Annotated in this window: 17 protein-coding genes; 12 read left to right on the plus strand and 5 right to left on the minus strand. The window is 34.4% G+C overall.

Translation table 11 applies throughout. The annotated features are described in order from the left end of the window. Positions 1-230: 230 nt before the first annotated feature. The 3 genes from IPK35_00365 to IPK35_00375 form a co-directional block, all read right to left on the minus strand. A complete protein-coding gene (locus IPK35_00365) occupies positions 231-335 on the minus strand; it encodes a hypothetical protein (GenBank protein ID MBK8051750.1) in 105 nt (34 codons plus the stop codon). 197 nt (positions 336-532) lie between these two features. Beyond that, positions 533-1,996, minus strand: a complete 1,464-nt coding sequence (locus IPK35_00370) for a Fic family protein (protein MBK8051751.1) — start codon at positions 1,994-1,996, stop codon at positions 533-535. Positions 1,997-2,128: 132 nt separating this feature from the next. Beyond that, the gene (locus IPK35_00375; protein MBK8051752.1) at positions 2,129-3,016 is read right to left on the minus strand and encodes an energy transducer TonB; all 888 of its coding nucleotides are present in this window, start codon (positions 3,014-3,016) and stop codon (positions 2,129-2,131) included. A 689-nt stretch (positions 3,017-3,705) separates the two neighbouring features. On the opposite strand from IPK35_00375, the gene IPK35_00380 reads away from it, so the two are divergent. After that, on the plus strand, positions 3,706-6,111 hold the full coding sequence (locus tag IPK35_00380) for a cellulase family glycosylhydrolase (protein ID MBK8051753.1): 2,406 nt from the start codon (positions 3,706-3,708) through the stop codon (positions 6,109-6,111). A 479-nt stretch (positions 6,112-6,590) separates the two neighbouring features. Here the strand turns inward: IPK35_00380 and IPK35_00385 are convergent, their stop codons facing one another. Together IPK35_00385 and IPK35_00390 are read right to left on the minus strand one after the other, a co-directional pair. Next, complete coding sequence (locus IPK35_00385; GenBank protein MBK8051754.1) at positions 6,591-7,004, minus strand: VOC family protein; 414 nt, start codon at positions 7,002-7,004, stop codon at positions 6,591-6,593. Between the two features lie 159 nt (positions 7,005-7,163). After that, complete coding sequence (locus tag IPK35_00390) at positions 7,164-7,997, minus strand: helix-turn-helix transcriptional regulator (protein ID MBK8051755.1); 834 nt, start codon at positions 7,995-7,997, stop codon at positions 7,164-7,166. 520 nt (positions 7,998-8,517) lie between these two features. Between IPK35_00390 and IPK35_00395 the strand changes: the two genes are divergently transcribed. The 11 genes from IPK35_00395 (at position 8,518) to IPK35_00445 (ending at position 18,036) form a co-directional block, all read left to right on the plus strand. Continuing rightward, the gene (locus IPK35_00395) at positions 8,518-8,931 is read left to right on the plus strand and encodes a hypothetical protein (GenBank protein MBK8051756.1); all 414 of its coding nucleotides are present in this window, start codon (positions 8,518-8,520) and stop codon (positions 8,929-8,931) included. Positions 8,932-9,011: 80 nt separating this feature from the next. Continuing rightward, positions 9,012-10,532, plus strand: a complete 1,521-nt coding sequence (locus IPK35_00400) for a glycosyltransferase family 39 protein (protein ID MBK8051757.1) — start codon at positions 9,012-9,014, stop codon at positions 10,530-10,532. Between the two features lie 22 nt (positions 10,533-10,554). Then, on the plus strand, positions 10,555-11,256 hold the full coding sequence (locus IPK35_00405) for a DUF4386 domain-containing protein (GenBank protein MBK8051758.1): 702 nt from the start codon (positions 10,555-10,557) through the stop codon (positions 11,254-11,256). Positions 11,257-11,297: 41 nt separating this feature from the next. Continuing rightward, positions 11,298-12,200, plus strand: a complete 903-nt coding sequence (gene bla / locus IPK35_00410) for a class A beta-lactamase, subclass A2 (protein ID MBK8051759.1) — start codon at positions 11,298-11,300, stop codon at positions 12,198-12,200. A gap of 200 nt (positions 12,201-12,400) precedes the next feature. After that, entirely contained in the window at positions 12,401-13,123 is a 723-nt protein-coding gene (locus IPK35_00415; protein ID MBK8051760.1) for a hypothetical protein, read from the plus strand. A gap of 73 nt (positions 13,124-13,196) precedes the next feature. Then, positions 13,197-13,559, plus strand: coding sequence for a hypothetical protein (locus IPK35_00420; GenBank protein MBK8051761.1), 363 nt, complete (start codon positions 13,197-13,199; stop codon positions 13,557-13,559). Positions 13,560-13,832: 273 nt separating this feature from the next. Next, positions 13,833-14,231, plus strand: coding sequence for a DoxX family protein (locus IPK35_00425; GenBank protein ID MBK8051762.1), 399 nt, complete (start codon positions 13,833-13,835; stop codon positions 14,229-14,231). A gap of 328 nt (positions 14,232-14,559) precedes the next feature. Further along, entirely contained in the window at positions 14,560-15,141 is a 582-nt protein-coding gene (locus IPK35_00430; GenBank protein ID MBK8051763.1) for a Crp/Fnr family transcriptional regulator, read from the plus strand. A 150-nt stretch (positions 15,142-15,291) separates the two neighbouring features. After that, positions 15,292-15,924, plus strand: a complete 633-nt coding sequence (locus tag IPK35_00435) for a hypothetical protein (protein MBK8051764.1) — start codon at positions 15,292-15,294, stop codon at positions 15,922-15,924. Between the two features lie 337 nt (positions 15,925-16,261). Then, entirely contained in the window at positions 16,262-17,218 is a 957-nt protein-coding gene (locus IPK35_00440) for an AraC family transcriptional regulator (protein ID MBK8051765.1), read from the plus strand. 191 nt (positions 17,219-17,409) lie between these two features. Continuing rightward, complete coding sequence (locus IPK35_00445) at positions 17,410-18,036, plus strand: DUF2306 domain-containing protein (GenBank protein MBK8051766.1); 627 nt, start codon at positions 17,410-17,412, stop codon at positions 18,034-18,036. Positions 18,037-18,080 lie beyond the last annotated feature (44 nt).

The raw sequence follows: 18,080 nt of genomic DNA on the forward strand, positions 1-18,080 counted from the left end.
AATTTGGATTACTTTCGTCAATAATTTCAATTCTAACAGTATTTCAGTCCTTATTCAACATTTTGGGCAAGTGGTATGTTGGTCCGATAAATCATAAACCTGATGAAAGTTGATCATTTTTTTCACACAAAGGTATATAGAAGTCATTTTGCAAACAACAGACTATAAGTCACAATGCGCTCTCATTAACCCTGATCACCTTACATCCAATTTAGCCGATATCGGTATCCCTAAGAAAACAAAAACTTCCTCACCAACATCTCCGGTTGGGTATTTTTGCCTTTGATGCGGCTAATGTTGTAGGAGCGGGTAGTCGGATCGTGGACGTCCATTATTGATATCTGTTTGTGTCTTTGTCTAACTGTCTATTGGGTTGGATTGTTTGATGCACTTCAATATGCGTTGCTGACGACTGGGGTTGAATTGTCTAAAACTGTATTTTCCACTATAACGGCCATTATTGACTAAATTGGCCACTTATTTTCCACTATAACTACTTATTAGGCATTTAATTTCCATTATAAAAGTTTTTTCAGAAAATCAAACGTGACTCATCCTGATTTTTAAAGGCATTACATTCTCTGAGTTTTGATTCCATTGCATCTATATCTTCCCCATAAATACTATAACTAAAGTTGTGGATGCGGCTCATCATTTTTGTATAAGGTAAGGTATCTCTCTGACGAGTGAGGCGCCTTAAAGCTCCCATATAGTCATCCCGATACACAGTAGGAATCATTATTTTTGAATGGCCTTTATGCATCAGTTCAGCATTCATCATGATCCTGGCTACCCTGCCATTTCCATCCAAAAATGGATGAACTTCGCTAATGACAAACATGATATACATGGCTTTAGCCAACGGATGTTCCAGATTTCTATAGTAATCAAAAGATTGGATCAATGTACCTTTTACAAGCGTATGGTCTACAAAGAATGTCTCGCCTGCTCTGTTGTTTTTATCTTTAAACGATCCGGGCAATTTGTCTGGTCTGCCTCCCATGATGATTGCATGACGATACATCATGATATCCAGAAGTTCTTGTGGTCTTTCGGGAACAATGCTCATTTCTACTATATCAGATACGATCTTATAAGTTCCTGTTATGTCGTGAGAATCACCACTTCTATTAGGTATGGGAATGCCTGTTTGAATTATTTGTTTTGCCTCATCAATTTCAAAAATGGTTCCTTCTATATAATTTGAAAAATAAGCTTCAAAAAACGCAAAATTTCTGATAGCTTGTTTCGATACATTTTGGTCTCTCAGATCCGGGAATGTCAATTGTTGCAATGCAGAGAAAAGGATATGAAACAAATTAATCCTATCAGGATCATAAGGCAGCCCTTTTGCTCTTGCCACAGATTGTGGTGATGTAAGAATTTTCGATGGTTTTGTGCCTAATATTGAGCTGATGATTTTGCTTAGCTTTTGAAATTCAACTTCCATATCTGTAGCTGCAGCAATTGTTTTGGCTTTATCTCGTATTTCGTTTAAGGCCACATCTCCTTTTATCCTAATAATTTCTTCCAGTTTTTCCTCTATGGTTGGCAGCGGAAGTGTTTTGGAATCAGGTCCTGTTTGTCTTGAAACTTGTAAGTTTTCGAGTAGAGCACGTTCGAGTTGGGATACATAAAGACCTTCTGTTAGCAAATTGTCATTAGGCAAACGATCCTTACCTTCTAAAAATCTTATATTTACACCAGGTAGTTTTATAGCCTTTGTATAAGAGTAAGTAATAAAAATATTTCCTGTTGACGTTGGTTTAAATTCCAAAGCTGATCTATGACTTAAAAGGGCACCGGGGTATAATTTTCCAATAATTTGCCAGATATTTCTTTTAACTATTTCACTATCTTCTTCCTCAAAATTGGATGTATAGATCCTGGGAGCTACTTTTCGTATTTTCCCCTTTTTCATAAGGTTTGAAATCCACTTACTGTTTTGTTCAGGAAAAATTACTTCCGGAAGTTTCAACAATCTTTTATTTTCCATTATAAACTAAATATGCACAAAAATAGTCACTTATTTTCCATTATAACTACTTTTTGGGCATTTATTTTCCACTATAGCTTACTTGTTGTGTTGGATATTGCCAAATGCGCCATGGCGTTGTATACCATATTCTCAACCTTTCAGCCGAAACTTAATGGGCAAGGTAAATAAAACCCGTACAGGTTTACCCCTCTGAATGCCGGGATTCCAGACAGGCATATTATGAAGTAGTCTTATAATTTCATTTTTAATGTCCTGGCAGAGGCCTCTTTTTATATATATATCAGCGATACTTCCATCTTTATCTATGACAAAACTAGCTATTGCTGATCCCTGTACGCCATATTCCCTCGCCATACGAGGATACTTAAGGTTTTTGTAAATATAATTCAGCAGAGCTAAATTTGAGCATTCTTGTCTTTCCTTACGATCATCTGAAGTACATGAAGCTAACATTGGCATGATTTCACTTTCGGATAATTCTCTTTTTTCTTCCAATTGAGAAAAAATAGTATCGGCTCTGTAGATGCCTTCATTGTATATTCGACCCAGAGAATCGTACTTAATGAATGCACCATCTCTTATTCCATTTTTGTAGTTATAGACAGATGTCAACTGACCTTTCTGGTTACTTTCTTTCCACTCACCTTCCATTTTCCCATTTACGTAATTTCCCCTTCCTGATGTATGTTTATACCATTCACCTGTCTCTTTTCCATTTTCGAACTGTCCTTCGGCCATGAGCGTGCCGTCATCCCACCATTCCTGATATAGTCCAACTTTATATTTTTTATCAGGTGATACAGAAAATTTTACTGTCATTTGATTTGTCTCAGGAAAAAACTGTCTGAAAACGAAACTTCCATCTGGCTTTTTGGAAAGTACGGTGTGGTATTCTGAAGATACTTCTTTTTCATCCTTATCCAAAAATTGAACATATTTACCTTTGAACTGTGGGAATGGAATATGACATCCCTGAATCATTATTATGGAAAATAAGCAAATTATTAATTTTTTCATTTGGTTATATTGAATTTTACTTTATTGTACAAACAGTCAAATATAAAAAAATATTTAATGTTGTGCCATTTTTTAGCTCCGTTTGCATGCAAAGAACATTTTTTTACATCATTTCGCTCCTTTCATTGGTGACATCTTTTGGTGTTTGTTCGATCAGGATGTCGGGTGAGATGCCCACTCCTTCTATTGCTCATTTACCATTGGTGTCATAAAAACCGCATCGACGTGCTACCATACCATTAAAAGCTTCTTTGCCTTCGATGTGTATTTGCTTCACGATAACCAACATTCATCTATCACTCAGGATGTCAAGGGCTGAAGTAAACGGACATTTACTTCTGAATTTATAGCCCATCTTCCTAAATCTTTAAAAGCTACAAAGTTAAGGAAGTTAAAAAGTAACTGCAAAATAAAAGTATTGTTATACTTTTGCTGAGGAGATACAATTATATATTTTAATAACAAATTAAATTAAAAAGCTTTGTTAAAGGAGATTTGAACTAAGATTTTACCAATAGGTAACTTATAGTAGACAGAAAATATTCTGCGAAAAAACCAATTCATAATGTATTGTAAATTAAATAATTATGATTGTAAATTTTCGCAATCAATTTTCTGTTTGGTATAAATCCTTCATTTACATCCATTTGACTTATCATATATATACTGTAACAAAGCCATTAAATATAATGATCAAAAAAAATTCAACTAATCTAAATCTGTTCTTAGCAGTAATATTCCTTTTGTTACAAACAAATGCAAAAGCACAACTTCTCAAAGTAAACGGTAAAAAAATAGTAAACTCTTCGACTAATCAGGAGGTCATCTTGAATGCTGTGAATTTTGGAAACTGGATGGTCATGGAAGGCTACATGATGAACTCATCCGATCAGGCACCTGACCAACATACCTGGAAAAATAAGTTAACAAATCTGATCGGAAGTTCAAATACAACTATTTTTTATAATGCCTGGCTGACAAATCATGTTGCTCAGGCCGACATCAATCAGATTAAGTCCTGGGGATTTAATTCAGTACGGCTACCTATTCACTACGAATATTTTGTTAATGCGGGCTCACCTGATGTCTGGGATGACCAGGGATTTAATCTTTTAGATAATATTATTTCCTGGTGCACTGCTGCAGGTGTTTATGTTATCATTGATTTACATGCTGCACCCGGAGGGCAAAGTAATGGTGCCATCAGTGATTATGACAGTACGAAACCTTCTTTATGGGAAAGTGAGGCCAACAAATTAAAGACAATCAACCTTTGGCGGCGGCTTTCTGAACGGTACAAGCATGAAGTTTGGGTAGCAGGTTATGATTTACTAAACGAACCTGCATGGAATTTACCTAATGGGACAGACCTGAGAAATCTATATGGAAGGATAACAGACGCCATCAGATCAACGGGCGATAGTCATATTTTGTTTATTGAAGGAAACTGGTATGCAAATGATTTTACAGGACTTACACCCGCGTGGGATACAAATATGGTTTATTCTTTTCACAAGTACTGGTCGAATGCTACTACTGAGGATATAAAATGGATTACTGACTTTAGAGATGCACAAAACAGGCCAATATGGTGCGGAGAACATGGAGAGAACAGCAATGATCATTTTACAAAAATTGTTGAAACATTTACAGCAAATGGTACTGGTTTTGGCTGGTGGCCGATGAAAAAATTTGAGAGTATAAATGATTTTGCAGATGCAAAATTTCCGGTTGGCTATACCGAACTTTTGAATTATATGGGAGGGACTAATCCCGGGCTTGATCCCGCAAAGGCCTTTAATACACTAATGCAGTTGGCAGAAAATGTAAAATTGGCTAATTGTACCATTCAAACTGAAGTACTGCGATCTGTTTTTACACAATCTGGTAATAGAAAAACAGAACCATTTTCAAACAATCAGATACCAGGTAAATTGTTCACTCCGAACTATGATAAAGGAATGAATGGATATGCTTATTCAGATCAGTCCTGGGAAGACGTGAGATTAACAACAGGTATTTATACTGCCTGGAATAATGGTTGGGTATACCGTAATAATGGCGTGGATTTGGAAAGGACTTTTGACCCAGGATCAAATGGGTACACTGTGGGATGGTTTAATAAAGGTGAATGGTTAAAATATACGGTAGACGTAGCTGAAGCGGGCACTTATAAGCTTCAATTCAGGGTTGCCAACGGATTTTCTAAAAACGGCATAGTACAAATACAAAATGGTGATGGAACAGAACTTCTGGCAACAGCAACAGTTCCACCGACGGGTGGGTGGGGCACCTGGACATCTATTAGTGTTAACGGAGTTTTCCGAACATCCGGATTGCAGGAAATCAGAATGGTTAATACGATTGGAGAATTTAATGTTAACTCTATCAATTTTGTATTTGAGAACTCTTCTTTACCCGCAAAAGTGACTATTCCACCATCTCAAAAAGTAATCAGTCTTAAAGGAAACAACAGTAAATATGTGACATTTTCAGGTCCTGCCAATCTGATATCCTGTACAGGATCAACCCAAGGTACTATTGAAGAGTTTACCATAGTTGATGCAGGCAATGGTTTGGTGGCTTTAAAAGGAAGTAATAATAAATTTGTAAGTGTTGGTTCTGATAATCTCCTTTATTGCAGCGCATCAGCAATTGGAACAAAGGAAAAATTTACCATGGAAGATTTATCCGGGGCGCTTTCGTTTAAAGGGTTTAATAATCTTTACGTTTCTTCAGAAAATGGGGCAACAACAGGCATGCCGTGTACCAGAAAAACAGCTCAAGCCTGGGAATATTTCAATTGGACATACATACGGGATAATGTGATTATTTCTGTTGCAACAGACGAACTTGCAGCAAACGGGTATAAAGTGTTTCCAAACCCAGCCCGAAATACAATTAATATCTCTTCAACATTAAACAGGCATCCTTCAATTATTATATATGATCTGGGCGGAAAGGAGGTTATACATACTACATTAATAGGATCAGACAAAAGTATTGATTTAAATAGTATCCCCAATGGTGTTTATTTAATGAGAATCATTGAATCTGAACAATCAGTTTCAGTTAAATTCATTAAAGCCAATTGATAAAGATGAAATGAGGTAAAACCCTCTTTTTTTTAGTTGGTAGACATAAAGAATATAATCACACCCGTATATAAAAATACTTAAAATAATCGCAGGAAATTAATTCAAGAAATATTCGAAAGCGATGCCGACCTACCTGAAGATAATCAAGCCAAAACATTTACAGTTACACTGCATACATTATCATTGCAAATACACAATGAAGCTGTTTTCCTCATCAAACAGATATAACTTGAGTCCCAAAATATTGGGTTAGAAATCTATGGATCGTTCCAGATTTTTAACAAATAAATGAGTTTCAAAAAGTCCTTTTATCATTTGACTTTTATATTGTTATCTAATAATCAGTATTAATCAAACGACTTTTTAGTCAAAGAGTTTAATTCTGCAAGAAGCATATCGGCTGTGTCTTTAAAATTGAAGTAAGATTTGCCTTACATTCCGGATTTTGTTATGTGGATTTAAAAATATTGAAAAATTTACTTCGTTCTTCCTTCTACAATTTTATCATATTCGATGTCATTAGGTTCCCACAATTCTATTTTATTGCCTTCAATATCCATGATGTGCACAAATTTTCCATACTCAAACGACTCAATTTGGTCAGTTACAGTTACGCCTTCGCTTTTGAGTTGCGCTACAAGCAATTCCAGGTTTTCCACTCTGTAATTGATCATAAACTCTTTTGTAGATGGCTCAAAATGTTTGGTTTTTTCTGTAAATGGACTCCATTGCGTAAATCCTTTTTTGGTACTATCCGCACCTTGCCTCCATTCGAAATTTGTACCCCATTGATCGGTGTCCAAACCCAAGTGAGCTTTATACCATTCTTTCATTTTATTGGGGTCTTTGCATTTAAAGAAGATACCACCGATACCTGTTACTTTTTTCATTTTAGTATTGTTTTTAAAGTGATGAGAAATACTGCTTTTTGTTGCATATCCAAGTCCAAATATGGTGACAAACGAGATGAAAAATAGAAATGTTCGCATTCATTTTTAATTTTAACAATGCAAAGATACCAGGCCATTTTAGTATAAAATTGTAAAAAATTAACCCTGAAATGAAATAAAGTTTGGAGAGCTTGCATCAATTTTATTTTTGTCTACAAAATCTGCATATTGTTTAGGTGTAATGTTGGTTGTGGATTTGAATAAATGAATAAAATGTGCCTGATCATAGAAGTTTAAGTCATAAGCTAATTTTGTCAGAGATTGTTGCGGATCTATTGACAATTTACTTAAAGCTTTATTGATAGATAGTAGTTGTAAATATTTAACGGGGCTTATACCTATATGTTTTTGATATGACTTTATTAGCGAGTTTTTAGAAATCGAGATTTTACTGCAAGTATCTTTTACATAAATTTTTTCGTCGCTATGGACTCCAAAAAGATCTAAGGATTTGGTCAAATAAGCTGGAGTATGGTCTGGATTTAGATTTTTTACCAAATAATTTTCAATAAGTGAAATTTTGTCTTTAGCAATAGTAACATTTTGTAATTGATCGATCAAACCCGCAAAAGATGTATCAAAAACCAGATCTGCTTCAATAAAACTGTAAGCAAAGTCGCTTGCGTGATATTTTGTAAATGCTTTTAATCCATTAGGTTTGAAGAGTACACCCATCATTTCGTGTTTGCCAGCACTTTTTGAGATAACCGGTCTTTTTTGGATGCCACAAATCCATGAAGTAGTGTTATTTAAGATATTGTCATACCCGGGAACATGTGAAATGGAATAATTGTCAGAAAAATTGAAAACTAATTCGTGATATAGCAGCGGAATTGTCATGGTTGTGTGCGTCAAATCATCTGCCTGACAATACCAAAATTTATCGATATACTTGCTTAAAAGTCCTGTCGGAATATGTTCAAAATATGTCATTGGTACTTAATCCTTACTGCTTTTGAAAATTTACCTGTGCAAATTTATACATTATTTGATTATGATAGCTTTTTAATATTTGGTGTTTGTTTTGGAAATTTGAGTTACCATTAACATAAGGTAGATCAAAATACCTATCACTGAAGCATACCGACTCGAATTGCACTAATACCGCCAAACTCGGAGATGATGGTCGCAGTTTCTGCCTAATTCGGCAGACAGGTGCAACTGCGATCCTTGGTATTTATGATTTTGTAATTCAATAGCAAAATGATCAGTATACATAGCCGGTTTTTTAGTAATTAGTAGATAAGGCATTAAAAATACTTAAAATAAAGCGTCGCAGTTGCATTTATCTAACCTAACAACGGTAAAATTTATCTGACCTATAACGGTCTGAAACTGCGAAGATCGGTACACTTAACTATTTTTATACATAATTTTAATAATTCTTCACCCCTCTTACAACCTTATCAACAGATTTGTAGTCATACTCATTGGAATTTAATAATCCCAAAATATGATAAGCAATCAAGTCAACTCTATCGACATCAGAATCCAATTGGCCTTCATGTGGACATCGCTGATGTTTTGTTATATCTATTGTGATTATTTTGAACTATATACCCCTGACAAAATATCAGAAATCATTGAGGGTACGAGCATGCTGAACGATCCTTGGAAATTATTTGCAGCTTCGGTGTTACTAGCTATCCCATCTATGATGATCTATCTCTCGATATCACTTCCACCAAAAATAAATAGATTATTGAACATTGGATTTGGCGTATTTTTTGCACTTTTTTTAGCGCTCATATTGACTTCGTTGGATTTTGAATGGTATAAATTCTACATGATGTTTGCAGCGATTGAAATAGTGCTGGCTGCGCTCATTGCGAGAAAAGCTTATCTTTGGCCACAAACAGAATCTTAAACATGGATCAAAGGAGATAATTGACTTACTTAACATATAATAAAGAAGCGTCACCGGAAAGTTAAGAAAATTAATCAAAAATGAGCAGACAGAATATACTGATTATCACTATTTTCTGCATTATCAAATTGACACTTCATTTGATTGCAGATGGTAATTCTGGCTTTCAAGGTGACGAGTTGCTACATATTGAAACAGGAAAGCACTTGGCTTTTGGTTATATGGAGTTTCCACCATTGATTGGGCTTTTTGCATTTATTCAAAATTTATTTGGAAGTAATTCTGTATATGTGCACCATATTTTTTCTCATTTAGCAAGTTTGATAATCATCATCTATGTTGCCAAAATAACCGTAGAGTTGGGTGGTAAAGAAAAGGCCATCATTCTTGTTCTGCTTTCTATCATCATAGCTCCAAGCTTTGGACGTTCCCAGCAACTATTTCAACCCGTTGTATTTAGCCAATTATTTTGGGTACTGGGTTTTTATCAACTGACAAGATTTGTAAAACATCCTGACAACAGAAGTCTTTGGTACTTAACATTACTTGCTGTTTTAGGCATTTCGGTTAAGTATGATGCCGTTTTTTATATATTTGGTTTATCTGCTCTTTTTTTGTTTAAAGAAACCCGACAAGCATTGGTTCAACATCGATTTTGGCAAAAGATCATAGTTGCCCTTGCACTGTTGACACCTAATTTAATTTGGCAATATTCCAACGAATATCCTGTATTTCAAATGTTTAGTCGTCTTTATGAAAAACACTTGGACCAACTTTCTCGTCTGGAAGTTATTCAGGATCTCCTCATTAGTGTCAACCCATTAACAACGCTGATGATAATAATTCCAGCAATCATTTACTCGTTCAGGAAAGAAAATAGAACAAATCTGCCTCTAATAATTGCTATCTCTTTGTCTGCTACTTTATTATCACTGACGAATGGAAAATCCTATTACTTCTATCCTATTATTTTGACAATTTTACCATTTGGTGCATTGTTTTGGGAAGAGCTGATCATTCAAAAAAGAAAATGGTTGATGTATCCTGTTTTTGCCTTGATCTTTATGGGTGTAATATTGATACCTTTCGGGATGCCAGTTTATTCATTTGACGATTATTTAAAATACGTTTACAAATTTGAAAAAAAAGACATAGAAGGCGGAAAGTATGGAATAAAATATGATGAATATTATACCAAAGAAAAATGGAAAGAAACAATGCAATTATTAAAAACTGTGCATGATAGTTTACCAATCAAAGAAAAAGAAAAAACACTTATTTGGGGCAAACATTATGGGCAAGCAGGAGCAGTAAATCTGATTGGCAGAGAATACAATTTGCCAAAAGCATTTTCTTATCACGGGAGTTTTTACAGATGGGCACCAAGAGGAGAAGAGATGCCCAGGACAATTATCGCATTAAGCTATAGAGTAGGAGACTTCTTTTTACCTTATTTTGAAGAAGTAACCCTGGTCAGAGAAATTTACAATCCATACTCTGAAAACGAAGAAGAACTGTATCAAAGAATATACATTTGTAAAAATCCTAAACAAAATTTTGACCAAATGAAGGAATTATTTAAACATAGAATTTTCGAATAAATATAGACACAATCATAGTAACATGAATCAAAGGAAACAATGGACACATCTGGTAGGTTTATGCTATCTCATTATCGTAATTTCTGGTATCATCACTCTGATGTACATTCCCAATGAACTCATAGCCTGGAAAGATCCACAATTGACCTATCAAAATATTTCGAATAATTTGTCTTTGTTTCGTATTGGTGTTTTCACAAGCATTATTTGCTACTTAGCCTACATTGCTCTGCCTTTGATATTATACAAGCTATTGTCACCTGTCCATAAAACTTTTGCTGCAGTAATGGTTATTTTAGTCCTGGTAAGCATACCCATTACTTTTTCAAATTTAGCAAACAAACTTGATATCATTTCTTTATTGACCAACCCAACACTTTCAAATTTATATACTGAAAATGAGAAAATGAATTTGACTTTCTCCTTGCTTCATAAATATGAAAATGGCATTTCTATGGCTTCGATTTTTTGGGGATTGTGGTTGTTTCCATTTGGCTGGCTGGTGTATCATAGTGGCTTTTTACCAAAGGTGTTGGGTGTCCTTTTAATGCTGGGATGTTTTGGTTATTGTGTCAATATATTTGGAGATTTATTGATAGCTGATTATGGTAAACTTGGCATTGCAAGCTTTGTTTCCATGCCTGCATCACTGGGTGAAATAGGAACTTGTCTGTGGTTATTGATTATGGGAGATAAAAAGGGAATAAACCTATCAAAAACATAAAGAAGTTGCATATTTGCAGGGTCAAATAAAACATACTTATGATGAGAAGATTATTGTACTTAGCGGTGTTTTTTATACTTATTATTGGCTGTAAGTCGTCGGACAAAAGTACGGATGTATTGCGAAAAGAAATACAACAAATAATTTCTGACAAGAAAGCCACTGTCGGTATATCCATTATTGGAAATGATGGCAAAGACACCATATCATTTAATGGAAATAAGCATTGTCCGCTACAAAGTGTGTTTAAGTTTCACATTGCATTGGCTGTTTTAGCTGAAATTGACAAAGGAAAGTTTACGTTAGACCATAAAGTGGAAGTCAAAAAAGATGAAATGTTACCTGATTTGTATAGTCCACTGAGAGATGAGCACCCTGATGGCGGCAGTTTTACGATTGCGAAGCTGATACAATATTCAGTTTCACAAAGTGATAACGTGGCATGTGATGTACTTATACGACTCATAGGAACAGCTAAAACAGTGGAAGAATACATTAAGAAACAGAATATTCCAGACATTGCTATTAATGTGAACGAAGAAGTCATGCAAGCCAAATGGGAGAATATGTTTCTAAACTGGATCACACCAAAAGCATCAAGTGAAGTGTTAAAGTTGTTCTATGAAAATAAGAACCAATTGCTATCCAAGACAAGTTATGACTTTCTATGGCAAACCATGAAGGAAACTTCTACAGGTGCAGACAGATTAAAAAGCGCATTGCCACAAAATACAGTAGTAGCGCACAAGACTGGCACTTCGGGCACAAATGCAGAAGGCCTTACACCTGCCACTAATGATATTGGTATTGTATTTTTGCCCAATGGTGATCACTTTATGATAAGCGTGTTGGTGACTGATTCTATGGAGAGTGAAGAAACCAATGCTAAAATCATAGCAGATATAGCGAAAGTGACTTATGATTTTTATAATGGCATAAAATAGTATTATTTGTTTATCCTTTAAAAAGCAGATTTTAAATCTCATATTGTCTAAAAAATAGGTTTAAAAAAATCTATTTACATCTAATGAAATAGGAGAATTCAATATTAAGTAACAAAGGTTAATTATTATAAATTTCCATTTGAAATTTGCAAAAAAAATAAATGATTTTATTCTTAGGGTAAATTTTTAAATCAAAAAATATGAAAGTCAATTTAGAACAAGAAATTTTAGACTTAAAAAAGTCTTACCATAGATTTAAGAATGTCTCTTTAGGTATTTTCTTAATTATCAACATAGGAATACTATCCCTTTCATTCTCCGAAATCAAGAGATTTGATATCATCAGAGCAAAAGGCATTGTGATTGAAGATGTCAAGGGAAAAGATAGAATACTTATTGGAGCACCGATACCACATTCAAAAGATAGAGTCAGAACAGATACAGCGAAAGTAAGAAAACATTGGGCAAGTCAGTTTGACAATCCTGACCAATACATGGGTTGGTATAGAAAGTATAAAAATTCTGCAAATGGCATCGTATTTATGAATGATAAGGGTTTTGATGAAGTCCTTGTCGGGGAAGAATTGGCAGATGCAAATGTAGGAGTCCGGATGTATAAAATTTCCGGGCTACTTGTCAATAACCAAGAAGGTTGGGAACGCATAGGAGCAGGGGTAAATACGCTTGAAAATGGTAAAACAAGACAAGGCTTTGGTGTTGATGATGAATCTGGCGAAGCTATACATATGATTACTTTTGAAGATGGCAGTAAAGCAATCATTTTAGGTGATGAGCATGGTAGTCTTCGCATAGGTATGGCTAAAAAACCAGGAGAGCTCTTGCAGAACAAGGAATCCTTCACAGGAATTAAGTATTTTAACACAGAAGGCAAACTGATTTGGGAGCAAAAAATAAATCAATAAACATAAATACCGTACTAATAAGAATTTTGCTGAATCAAGGATGTAGATCGTAAAAGGTAATTAAGTACAAATAATGAATAAACCAACTTATATCAAAATCCTTGTAGGCATCACATCATTGGCCTTAATTTTTCATATGCTGATATTGCTAAAAATCATCCCTTACGACATCACTTGGGGTGGAAGATTAAAGACAGACCAGGAGATGTATGTTTTTGAAGCATTTTCGATTCTTGTCAATTCTTTCTTCATTTACATTCTTTTACAGAAAGGAAGTTATGTTAAAAACTTCTTCAGTGAAAGGACTATCACCATTATATTGTGGATGTTTTTTGGGATATTTTGCCTAAACCGAGATTTTGAAGTTGGATTCGTTGCGAAAGCTGAAATGCCAATAAAGATTGGTACTCTCGGAGTATTTTTCCCGCAAACATAGCAGAGCTATGGTGAAGACAAAAATATGAGAAAGTGCCAATCTTTGCAGGCATTTCTGCTTGTAGTAGAGATTCAACTGCAAATTCTCGGTTAAATACCATAGGTAATTTTATTGCGAAAACAGCATTTGAAAAGACATTTGTTGTCATTACATTGATAATTGCTTACTATTGTGGAAGATTAACGGATGATATTGGTTTTAAAATTATATTTGCATCAATCTGAAGAAGAAAAATAGCTCATCAGCAAGTAATTAAAAATAAAATGTAGAAATATGAAATCATTAGAACAATACTCCATCCTTAAGTTAGCACTCATCGCCATCTTTGCCATGCACTCCATCCCAAGCATATATACAGGCGATGTATATGGCTTTGGTAAAATGTATCTCGATACGCAGGGTTTTGCGCCCTTTGGTATCTATCTGGCATGGATGATCAAGCTATCGCATATAGGTCTTATCTTCAGTATTTTGACAGATAGATTTTTGAAAGTCATGGGATGGATTACTATTGCAGTGCTTGTAGTAGGTATCATTATGGTACATTGGCCTGATGGCTGGTTTGTAGTTGGCGGCGGTCGAAATGGTATTGAGTTTAATGTGTTACTTATTGCTTGTTTACTAACGTTGATGTATCCGGAATGGCAATTTTTCAAGACAAATCAAAACTGAGTGATATACATTAGACATGATAAAATCAACTTGTGCCATAATCACCCGAAACTCACAATTTCTGTTTGTTTGCAGATAAATGCAACTGCAATACAATATTTTATGAACCAACCTATTGCCTGGCAGGTTTAGAATTCATTAGCTGGATGATGATAAGATATCAATGTGATTATGATAGTGATATAAAATCACTTTGTTGGTGCTCTGCATCCAAAGTTGTATTTGTCAAAGCATCATTCCAAAATCGATCTTTTATTTGTAGGGGTTTTTCGAAATAGAATGATAAAACTAAATACTTTTGTAGGAATTTAAGACCTTAATCCAAAAAATGCAAAATTTACTTTTTGATTATATCTCCACATACATAACTCTCACTGATGAGGAGAAAAATGCACTTACAGCTTTAGACTTATTTCATTTGTTCAAAAAGGGCGAGATATTGCTGAGAGAAGGTCAAATAACAGATAGAAGTTTTTTTGTATTAAAAGGCTGTATTAGAGTGTACTACATAATAGATGGTGAAGAAAAAACAACGGCCTTTTACACAGAAATGGAAGGCTTTAATCCACCTTGCGTACTTACAAAGACTCCATCAGAATATTATGTTTCTTGCTTGGAAGATTCATTATTGGTAATTGCAAATGAAAAAATGGGAATGGAAATGAATCAGAAGTTCCCAAAATTTGATACTATGTGCAAAAAAGTTTCAGAAGAATTATTGGCAAAGCAACAAATCAACTTTGACGAGTTCAAAACATCTTCCCCGGAACAACGATATCTAAATTTAGTTGAAAAAAGACCTGATCTCATACAAAGAGTTCCTCAACATCAAATAGCAAGTTATCTGGGTATCAAACCTCAGTCATTGAGTAGAATGAGAGCAAGGATAGTTGACAAAAGTAAGAAGTAAATATATCTTTAAAGTGGTTATAAAAATTGCATTTTCTATAGCAAAAAACGTCAGTTATTAGAACATCCTTTTATTAACTTAAGTGAACGTTAGGTACTAAACCGGGCCTTTACCTTTGCACCATTATATAATCATAAAAAATTGTAAAAAATGCAAAAGAAATTTTTAATGGTGAATCTTATTCTGATGATGACTAGTACTCTCCACATCAAAGCTCAGTATTATGGAAATGAAAGCGAATACAAAAAATATTTCGTAGGTACTTCACTATTTGTCATAATTGGTAATATAGCCGACGGCGGAAATCCTCCCAATTTTGTCCAACTCGATTTAGGTTATAGGCTTACTGGAAAAGATGTAATCAGATTTTCGCCAAAAACCTGGAAATATGCATGGCCCAACGGCATTCATCCATTTCTTAATGATGCTTATGGAAAGCCAGAAGAAAAGTTTCCTGGGTACGTACGTGAGTATGGTGTGACGGTCTCTTATCAACGATTTGTGTGGAAAGGATTATATACACAATTAGATGTAATGCCTACGCATCAAGTTTTTGTAAATGATAATAAAAAGAAAATAGATAATGGTTTCCAAATTTTTAATTCATACCGTGTGGGTTATCACATTAAGCTCTTTCATGATAGATTTTTCTTTCAACCATCGATCTGTGTGACACATCGTGCATATCATACCCAATTACCTGATGGCTTTAAACAGTTGGATGATAAATGGTCAAAATTTATCTTTCCGGAGCCTGGCTTAAATATAGGATATAACTTTTGAATTGCATGCAGTTTCACTTAAATAAAAGCTCAATAAATTGAATAGAATCCCGATGATCGTAGCACGTACGATCGTCGCTGTTTCTGCCTACTGGCAGATAAATGCAACTAAAAAGTCTATCTTTGCGTCCTTGATCAAAACATGTTAGATGGATAATTCCTTCAATCATTATATTCTTGGGGTATTTGTTTCGCTTTTTTTAGCTGTTTTGCTCTTTACGAAAAAGGGTAAAAGTACTGCCGATATTATTTTAGGTATTTGGTTGCTTGTGATTGGGTTTCATATCTGGATGTTTTCTGGATTTATCAATAATCAGATCGACAAATATCCGCATCTGTTGGGAATATCATTGATAATGCCTTTTTTACATGGCCCTTTACTCTTTTATTATATTGTAACACTTACGAAACCACAAGATTTAAATTTAAAGTTGTTTTTGACTCATGCTGCTCTTCCTGTTTTTATCTTAATTTTGGATCTTCCATTCTTTATGTTAGAAAGCGAAGCAAAGATTTTTGTTTTTAAAAATAGTGGAAAAGGCTTTGAAAATGCCGTATTGATATCGCAAATTCTATTGAGCATCTCTGGATTAATTTACTTGTTTTTGAATTTCAAATTGCTCAATGAGCATAAAAAAAGGGTTTTGGCTCAGTTTTCCAATCAAGAAAATATAAATCTCAACTGGTTGCGTATTTTGATTTATATGATGGCTGTCATTTGGATATTTATCATTTTCAGTGAAAGCGACCCGTGGATTTTCTCCTTATCCAGCATTTATGTTGTTGTGCTTGGTTATTTTGGAATTAATCAAGTGGGTATATTTACTAATAATTCTGTTGCTCTGGAATCTGTGAACAATTCTGAAGTAATAGAAGATATTGAACCTACAGAAGAAAAGAAAAAGTATGCTAAATCAGGATTAACCGAGGACGCTGCTTTTTCATTACATGAAAACTTAAAAAGCCTAATGCAGGAGAAGCAACTTTTTCAAGAAGCAGAATTGACTTTGGTCGAATTGTCCAATTATTTAAATGTTCATCCCAACTACCTATCACAAGTGATTAACGAAAAAGAAGAGGTCAATTTTTATGATTACATCAATGGACTCAGGGTGGAAGAATTTAAAAGATTATTACTATTACCTGAAAATCAAAAATATACAATCATAGCTTTGGCTTATGAATGTGGGTTTAATTCTAAATCAGCCTTCAATCGTATCTTCAAAAAACATACTAACCTATCTCCCACTGAGTATATGAAAGAACAAGGAATCAAAAACATAAAAGACTTGTAATCATTTTTTCAAAGAATTTGACCTTTTATTTTTAAAAGCATTAAATTATTTTAAGCAGTTGATAATCAGCTGTATAAAGTCACTATCTTATAAGTTGGGCCCATCAGTTTGCTTTTATAGAGTGCCAACTTACAAGGAAAAGCTTTAGTTGTCTCCATCTATATCACCTTTGCAGAAAATATTAATTTTGCATGAAAAAGGTAGTTTGGATATTCATCGTACTTCTTGCTTTATTAGTTGGAGTAGTTACTTCAATGTATTTATTTTACGGTGTCTCTGAAGGGTTTTTAGAACTCAAATCTAAAGAAGTCATAGGAAGTAATACGTGGTGGGGTTTTCTTTATACCCATATTGCCACAGGTTCTCTCGCTGTCTTAATTGGCTGGATGCAATTTAGTAAAAAGATGCAAACCAGATATACACAATGGCACCGTACGATAGGTAAAGTATACGTAGTAGCTGCATTACTCTGTGCTATTTCAGGCCTTTATATAGGCTTTTATGCCACAGGTGGCTGGGTAGCTGCAAGTGGGTTTATCTCTGTTGCTATTGTCTACTTTTATACTACATTACAGGGTTATCTGACCATAAGAAATAAACAGATTGTTGCCCACCAAAATATGATGACTTATAGTTATGCGGCATGTTTAGCAGCAGTCACATTAAGAATATATATACCACTTTCATTTGCTTTGGAAATTGAATATATTTTAGCTTATTCTATCATTGCGTGGATGTCTTGGCTACCAAATCTAGGTATTGCATGGTGGGTCAATCAAAATAGGTCAAAAAATACAAGTCAAATGCAATTTGCCTAATTGTCATAATGATGAACACTTTTATAATCAGAAATAATTTTTTT

Source organism: Saprospiraceae bacterium (assembly GCA_016713025.1).
Lineage (GTDB): Bacteria > Bacteroidota > Bacteroidia > Chitinophagales > Saprospiraceae > OLB9.